Origin of the sequence: Sulfitobacter sp. TMED3 (assembly GCF_002167505.1) — a bacterium.
Classification (GTDB): domain Bacteria; phylum Pseudomonadota; class Alphaproteobacteria; order Rhodobacterales; family Rhodobacteraceae; genus Sulfitobacter; species Sulfitobacter pontiacus.
In genome coordinates this window covers 22,008-29,110 of sequence record NZ_NHBI01000036.1, presented here as the reverse complement: position 1 = coordinate 29,110, position 7,103 = coordinate 22,008, and the positions used below count along the sequence as shown (strand labels likewise).

6 protein-coding genes and 1 pseudogene are annotated in these 7,103 nt (G+C 63.6%); all 7 read right to left on the bottom strand.

All coding sequences use genetic code 11. From position 1 onward, the window contains the following. Nucleotides 1–210 (bottom strand): annotated as a pseudogene (locus tag CBB63_RS09965) (hypothetical protein); the annotation flags it as partial. A 139-nt stretch (nucleotides 211–349) separates the two neighbouring features. Next, nucleotides 350–2,152 carry a cation:proton antiporter gene (locus CBB63_RS09960; protein WP_286699028.1) on the bottom strand — a complete coding sequence of 601 codons (1,803 nt, stop codon included), beginning with the start codon at nucleotides 2,150–2,152 and terminating at the stop codon, nucleotides 350–352. A gap of 185 nt (nucleotides 2,153–2,337) precedes the next feature. After that, nucleotides 2,338–3,621 carry a serine hydrolase domain-containing protein gene (locus tag CBB63_RS09955; RefSeq protein ID WP_286699027.1) on the bottom strand — a complete coding sequence of 428 codons (1,284 nt, stop codon included), beginning with the start codon at nucleotides 3,619–3,621 and terminating at the stop codon, nucleotides 2,338–2,340. Nucleotides 3,622–3,795: 174 nt separating this feature from the next. Next, nucleotides 3,796–4,419, bottom strand: a complete 624-nt coding sequence (locus tag CBB63_RS09950; RefSeq protein ID WP_286699029.1) for a glutathione S-transferase — start codon at nucleotides 4,417–4,419, stop codon at nucleotides 3,796–3,798. Beyond that, nucleotides 4,416–5,345 carry an AEC family transporter gene (locus CBB63_RS09945; protein ID WP_286699026.1) on the bottom strand — a complete coding sequence of 310 codons (930 nt, stop codon included), beginning with the start codon at nucleotides 5,343–5,345 and terminating at the stop codon, nucleotides 4,416–4,418. Before CBB63_RS09945 ends, CBB63_RS09950 begins: the two co-directional genes overlap by 4 nt. A 110-nt stretch (nucleotides 5,346–5,455) precedes the next feature. Further along, entirely contained in the window at nucleotides 5,456–6,253 is a 798-nt protein-coding gene (locus CBB63_RS09940; RefSeq protein WP_286699025.1) for an MBL fold metallo-hydrolase, read from the bottom strand. After that, a complete protein-coding gene (locus CBB63_RS09935; RefSeq protein ID WP_009826687.1) occupies nucleotides 6,253–7,071 on the bottom strand; it encodes a TatD family hydrolase in 819 nt (272 codons plus the stop codon). The genes CBB63_RS09940 and CBB63_RS09935 overlap by 1 nt, the downstream gene beginning before the upstream one ends. Between the last annotated feature and the right edge of the window lie 32 nt (nucleotides 7,072–7,103).

Below are 7,103 nucleotides of genomic sequence, written 5' to 3'. Positions count from 1 at the left end.
TTGCGCTTTCTGCGCAGGGGCGGCGGCCTGAGACGACTGCGCAGGGGCAGTTTCAGCGGTGGGCTGCGTCTCTTGCGCGGCCGGCTGTTCGTCTTTGGCTTTGGCGTTGTTCTTTTCGGTGTTACCGGTCTCGGACTTATCTTTCTGTTTCTCGGCCCCTTTGGGCTGAGACTGCTGGCTGCCGCCAGAGAAAAGTGAACTTATTAACATAGATGTGCCTTTTCAGTTGGTTACCTACATGACTGAAGCAACTGCCTGACCGGTGTGGCGAAAAAATGGTCCAATTAAGGTTAATGCAAAGCTGAAATACCCGCGCAGATAGTATGCTGCGCGGGTGGGTGTGGTCTGATCACTCCTCGGGCGGGCGAAGAGCGATAACATGGATGCCATCGCCGCCCTTGAACTCCTCGTTCTTGCGCATGAACTTGATCTCGCCGCTGGTGGTAATCTGGGCGAGCAGCCGCGCCTCGGGGCTTTCGGCGCGCCAGTCTTCCAGCGTGAACTCCTCGGACAGACGCGTGCTGCGGAAGCGCCAGCCTTGGGCGATCAGATCACGCAGTTCCGCATGGGTCGCCTCTAGCCCCAAGGGCCGACCGCCAAGGGTGCGGGGCAGCTGGTGGCGGCTGCTTTCGGATTTCTCGCGCATCACCTGAAACACATTCTCGCGGCCGAATTCCGGTGCCAGGTCGGTGGTGACCAGCGTGTTGTAAGCGTCGTTATCCGTGGCAGCGATCAGCGTGGCATAGCTGACGAGTTCCACGCGCTGCTCTGCCGCCTCTGACAGAATGTCGCCCGAAAATGTATCGATCCCCGCCGCGCGCGCCTTGCGCAGGCGGATGAAGTTGGGGTCGGTCATCAGTACCGGAATCTTCGCTGTCTTCAGCACTTCGGCCAGCTGCGTTGTCCAGTCCGATCCGCCGATGATCACCACGCCGGGCGTGTCCGCACCGGTCAGCCCCAAAAGCCGCGCAAAGGGGGCGAGGGTGAAGCCGTTGACCACCACGGTCACCGCCACAAGCGCAAAGGCAAGCGGCGCGATCAGGGCGGCGTCCTCGAACCCGAGGCTCAGCAGGCGTTCGCCGAACAGACCCGCGACCGCGACCAGCACGACGCCGCGCGGTCCGGTCAGGGCCACCAGTAGTTTTTCGCGGAACGGGATGCCCGACCCGATGAGCGAGATAAACACCGTCACAGGCCGTGCGACCAGCACCACCACAGCCACAAAGGCCGCCGCGCGCCAGTCAAGATTGCCAAGCGCCTCGACATCCAGCCCTGCGGCCAGCAGGATGAACACGCCCGACACCAGCAGCACGGTGGCATGTTCCTTGAAGCGGCGCATTTCCTCGTAGCTGGGCAGTTTGGAGTTTGCGATCACGATCCCCATGATGGTCACCGCCAGCAGCCCGCTTTCATGCAGCACGGCATCGGACGCGGCAAAGACCCCCAGCAGCAGGGCAAAGAGCACGGGCACCTTCATATACTCGGGCACCCAGCCGCGTTTGAAGGCGCGCGACAGGCCGATCCCCGCAGCGACACCAGCGGCAGTGGCGACGGCGGCACCGATAAACAGCTCCAGCATCGCCTCGGACGCTGTTGTGGCGGTGTTCAGGGCGATGACGACCTCGAAGGCCAGCACAGCGGCCAAGGCGCCAATGGGGTCGTTCAGGATCGCCTCCCATTGCAGCAGGGTGGCAGGGCGGCGCGACAGCCGCGCGGTGCGCAACAGCGGCGCGATGACCGTGGGGCCGGTCACGATCATGATCCCGCCAAAGACGGCAGAGCTGGACCAGCTGAGCCCCGCCACATAATGCAGCGACAGCGCCGACATCAGCCAACCAAGGGGCGCGCCGATATAGACCAGCCGCCGGACACCGCCGACCGCGTCCTGCAGCGTGTGAAAGTTCAGCGACAGACCGCCCTCGAACAGGATAATCGCCACGGCGATAGAGATCATCGGCCCCATCAACGGCCCGATATCCCGTGCGGGATCGAAGATGCCCAGAACCGGCCCGATCAGGATGCCGGCCACCAGCATCAGCACGATGGCGGGCATGCGCAGCCGCCATGCGATCCATTGAGACCCCACCCCGATCGCGCCGACCAATGCGATCGCAGTTACAGGATTTAGCGCGCCGAGTGTTTCTGTTGCCACAATGTGAACCCTTTATAATCAAAGAGATGACGTAACGCGGACCATCTCGCTGACAATGGCCGGTGTGAAATTTTAGGGGGTTTCCGTGTCGCAAGCCAGCGATCTGTCGTGCTGAACGACAAAAGGCCCCGACGTCAGGGGCCTTTTGTGCGAGGGTATGGGGCAGGGCGCGTGGCCCCGCGAGGTCAGTCGTCGACGCGGCTGTCGGCCAGCGTGCTAAAGGCGAGGTTCTTGAAGATCAGCCGCAGCGGCCCCCGATTGGCAGGTGACTGGATCATCAGCAGCGCGATCATATCTTCGGCAGGGTCCGCGTGATAGCCGGTGCCCGCGGCACCTCCCCAGTTGTATTCACCGGCGGAGCCCATTGACGGGGCGTTGCCGGTTTCAAGTCGCACAGCGTACCCCAGACCAAAGCCGTAGCCGGGGCCGGGCAGGTAGTATTTGCCGGGTTTGATGCCCTCAAGGTGGTTCGAGGTCATCAGCTGCACCGACTTAGGCGACAGCAACCGCGTGCCGTTCAACTCTCCGCCATTCAGCATCATCTGCGCGAATTTGGCATAGTCATGCACCGTGGACATCAGCCCGCCGCCGCCCGACTGGTTCGGCTTGCGCACGCGCGGGTCAAAAACATCGCGGCTGCCCAGTTTGGCCTGATCGGCGAAGGGTTCGGCGATCCGCGGGAAATCCGCAGCGTCATCGATGTAGAAGGCCGTATCCTCCATCCCCAGCGGATCGAAAATACGCGCCTTCATGAATTCTTCAAGCGTCTGGCCTGACGCGACCTCTACCACCGCGCCCAGAACATCCGTCGCGCGGGAGTATTCCCATGTGGTGCCGGGGTCATGCTCCAACGGCAGGGACGCCAGCAGATTGGCCTGTTCGATTGCCGTGTTCTCGGGCGAGGCGACCCCGGCCGCGTTATAGGCCTCGCGCGCGGGACCGGCCCCGAAGAAGCCATAGGTCAGCCCCGAGGTATGGCGCATCAGGTCGCGGACGGTCATCACGCCTTTGGCGGGGCGGGTCACGGGCTTGCCCTCGGCGTCTTTCTCACCGGTGACCACGGTCAGGGTTTTATAGGCGGGCAGATAGGTTGAAACGGGCGCGTTGAGCAGCAGTTTGCCTTCTTCGACCAGCATCATCGCGGCGACGGATGTGATGGGTTTGGTCATGGAGTAGATGCGGAACAGCGTGTCTTCGGTCATCGGCTCCCCGTCGGGGGTGCGTTTGCCCATGGTGGACAGATGCGCGATCTGACCGTCGCGGATCAGCATCAGCACGGCCCCCGGCGTCATCCCCTTGTCGACCAGCGCGCCAAAGGTGGCATCCATCCGCGCCAGCCGGTCAGGGTCGAACCCCAAAGCGGTCGCATCGCCGCGGGGCAGCTCTTGGGCCCATGCGGGGGTTAGGGTGGCAAAGGCGGTGCCAAGGGCCAGCGCCCCGGCGACCAGACCTGATCTGAAATGTTTCATTATATCTCCTCCCGGTTGTTGTGATCCGGTGGGACCACGACCCGAGGTTAGGAGCGTGTACGCCGCTGTGGCAACCTGCCTGACGGCTGTCAGGGTGGCGGCGCGGCTTTGTGACGTAGGGTAACTTGTGCCGCGATGCAGCGTACGCGGGGGCGGGGCGAAGGGTTTTTCGGCCTAGGCCGGAAAGACCGTAGGCGCGTCGCCCTCTGCCCATTGCGGGTATTTATCCATCACGGCGGTAAAGGCCTGCGCGGTCAGGAAACGGTCCAACCACGCCTGCAACTGCGGCCAGGGCTGCGCGTCGAACCAGGGTTTGTCGATGAAGGCGAACTGCCGCACGAAGGGGGCAATCGCCATGTCGGCAAGGCTGGGGGTGTCGAAAATATAGGTGCCAATTTGCGCGTCCAGCGCCGTCAGATGAGCGGCGGCTTTGGCCCGCTCTGCCTCCGGATCGGCGTCGGGGTAGCGGGTGGCGTATTTCGTGCGGTCCAGTGCCTGTTTGAACGGCCCGTCGCAGCGGCTGATCCAGTCCCATCCGGCGTCAGGCATGTTCAGCAGCCCTTCGGGATCGTGTCGGCGCAGAGCCCAGATCATGATGTCGAGGCTTTCGTCAATGACCTCGCCCCTATCCAGCGCCAGACAGGGCACCGTCCCACTGGGCGAGGTCGCCAGAAAGGCGGCGGGCTTGTCGCGCAGCACGACCTCGCGCAGCTGCACCTGCTGGCGGGCCGACCGCAGTGCCAGCCGCGCGCGCATGGCATAGGGGCAGCGCCGGAAAGAATAGAGCACGGGCATCATGGCAGCACGCTGAGCCAGAGCCACGCGGTCAGCACCGACCCCACCGTCGCCACCAGCACCGAGCTTGCCGCGACCCGCCGCGCGCGGCCATACATATTGGCGAAGATATAGGCGTTGAACCCCGGTGCCATCGCTGCCGTCAGCACGCCCGAGCGGAACAGATCCTGCGGCAGGCCAAAGCCGCTGCCCATGAACCAGACAATCGCGGGATGCACGATCAGTGCCAAAAGGCAGACCATGGCGATGGTCTTGCTGTCGCCCTCGGGGCGGTACTGGATCAACACGCCCCCCAACGCAAACAAGGCCGCAGGCAGGGCAGCGCGCACGATCAGCGACAGCGCGTCGTCGATCACACCGGGGATCGCCAGCCCGCTAAAGTTCACGGCAAAGCCCGCGAGGATGCCCAGAACCAGCGGATTGTGGAACATCGCCCGCGCCACATTGCGCGCAAAGGCCGGACCGGATTGGCCCCGGTTGCGCACGAACTCCATCACCGTGATCCCCAGCCCGTAGCAAAACGGCGAGTGGATGGCGATGATCGCAAAGTTCCCGATCAGCGCCTCGGGCCCATAGGCGCGTTCCGTGATCGGTAGCCCCAGCAGGACCGAGTTGGAAAAGAGGCTGCAGAACCCGATGGCCACACAGTCTTCCCAGTCGCGTTTGAACAGGATGCGCGCGCCGAACAGACCCAGCGTGAAGCAGACGGCCGCGCCGGTGTAGAAGCTGAACAGCAGTCGCGGGTCGAAAGAGGCTGATAGATCCAGATGCGCGATCGATTGGAACAGCAGGCAGGGGATCGCGAAGCTTTGCGCGAACCGCATGACCCCGTCGATGCCCGACACCGGAAAATACCCTCGCCAGACAGAGACATAGCCAAAGCCGATAACAAAGAAGACGGGCAGGATGACTTCGAGAAGCGTTTGCACGAGAGATATGGCCTTGGGTGCGGGTGGCGCTGTCGGAGTGGGGGTTTCACACCCCCACGCCCCCGTGGAGTATATAGGGCAAAATGAAGTCCAGACCCCGCGGGCGGGGGCTAGACCGGAAAGCTCAGGGTCATGCCATCAAAGGCGGGTTCGATATGGTCGGGGGTTTCCGCGGCCAGCGTGTCATAGTCGAGGTCGTTGTGCATGTTGGTCAGCACAGCGGTTTGCGGTGCCATCTGTTCGATCCAGTCGAGGGTCTGGGCCAGATGGCTGTGGGTCGGATGCGGGTCACGGCGCAGCGCGTCGACAATCCAGCAGCGCAGGCCTTTGAGGTGGGGCCAGATGTCATCGGGGATCTGCGCCACATCGGGCAGATAGGCCACATCATTGACGCGGAAGCCAAGCGCATCCATCCCGCCGTGGTTCACCAGAAAGGGCGTGAAGCAGAGCGTGCCACCGGGCCCGTCGATCGTCACGTCGCCATCTATATGGTTCATTTCGAGGATGGGCGGGTAGGACGATCCGGGGGGCTGGATGAAGACGTAGCCGAAACGGTCCAGCAGCGCCTCGCGCGTGGGCGTGTCGGCCCAGACCGGCAGACGTTGGCGCATGTTGATCACGATCATCCGCAGGTCATCCAGCCCGTGCACATGATCGGCGTGGGAGTGGGTATAAAACACCGCGTCCAGCCGTCCGACGCCCGCATCCAGCAACTGGCTGCGCATATCGGGGGAGGTGTCGATCAGCACCGATGTCGTGCCTGCATCCGTGATCCGCTCTACCAGGATAGAGCATCTGCGTCTTGCGTTCTTGGGGTTGGCCGGATCGCAGGCCCCCCAGTGCCCGCCAAGACGCGGCACCCCGCCGGACGAGCCGCAGCCCAGGATGGTGATCTTCATCTCGGCCATCAGGCGGCGTCCTGATATTGGGCGGCCTTGGTAAACAGCCGGTCGAAATTCGCCTGCGTCTGCGCGGCAAAGCTGGCGTAATCGATGCCGAAGGTTTCGGCCCCACGCCGCGCCGTATGGGCGGTAAAGGCCGGTTCGTTGCGTTTGCCGCGATGGGGCGGCGGGGCCAGATAGGGGCTGTCGGTTTCGACCAATATCCGGTCCAGGGGGGCGTCGGCAAAGATGTCGCGCAGGTCCTGGGATTTGGGGAAGGCGGTGATGCCCGACATCGACAGGTAGAACCCCAGATCCAGCGCCGCACGGCCAAGCGCCTGCGTCGAGGAGAAGCAGTGCATCACGCAAGGGTAGGCCCCGTTGGCATGTTCCTCTCTGAGGATACGGGCCATATCGTCATCGGCGTCGCGGGCGTGGATGATCAGGGGCAGGCCGCTGTCACGGGAGGCGGCGATATGGGTGCGCAGGCTGGCTTGCTGCGCCTCGGCGCTGTCGGCAGTGTAGTGGTAATCCAGCCCCGTTTCGCCGATGCCCACCATCTTGGGGTGTTTGGTCAGCGCCATCAGGTCGTCATAGCTGGCCATCGGCTCTGTCGCGACGCTCATCGGGTGGGTGCCGGCGGCATAGAAGACCGGGGCATGCGCCTCGGCAATGGCACGCACGGCGGGTTCGTTCTTGAGCTTGGTGCAGATGGTGACCATGCGTGTCACCCCTGCGGCTTGGGCGCGGGCGATCACATCGGGCAGTTCACCGTCGAAATCGGGAAAGTCCAGGTGGCAGTGACTGTCGGTGATCGGGTGAATGTCGCGGGTGCTGTCTGTCATGCCTGGGGTCCTGCCTGTTCGTCTTGCGTGGG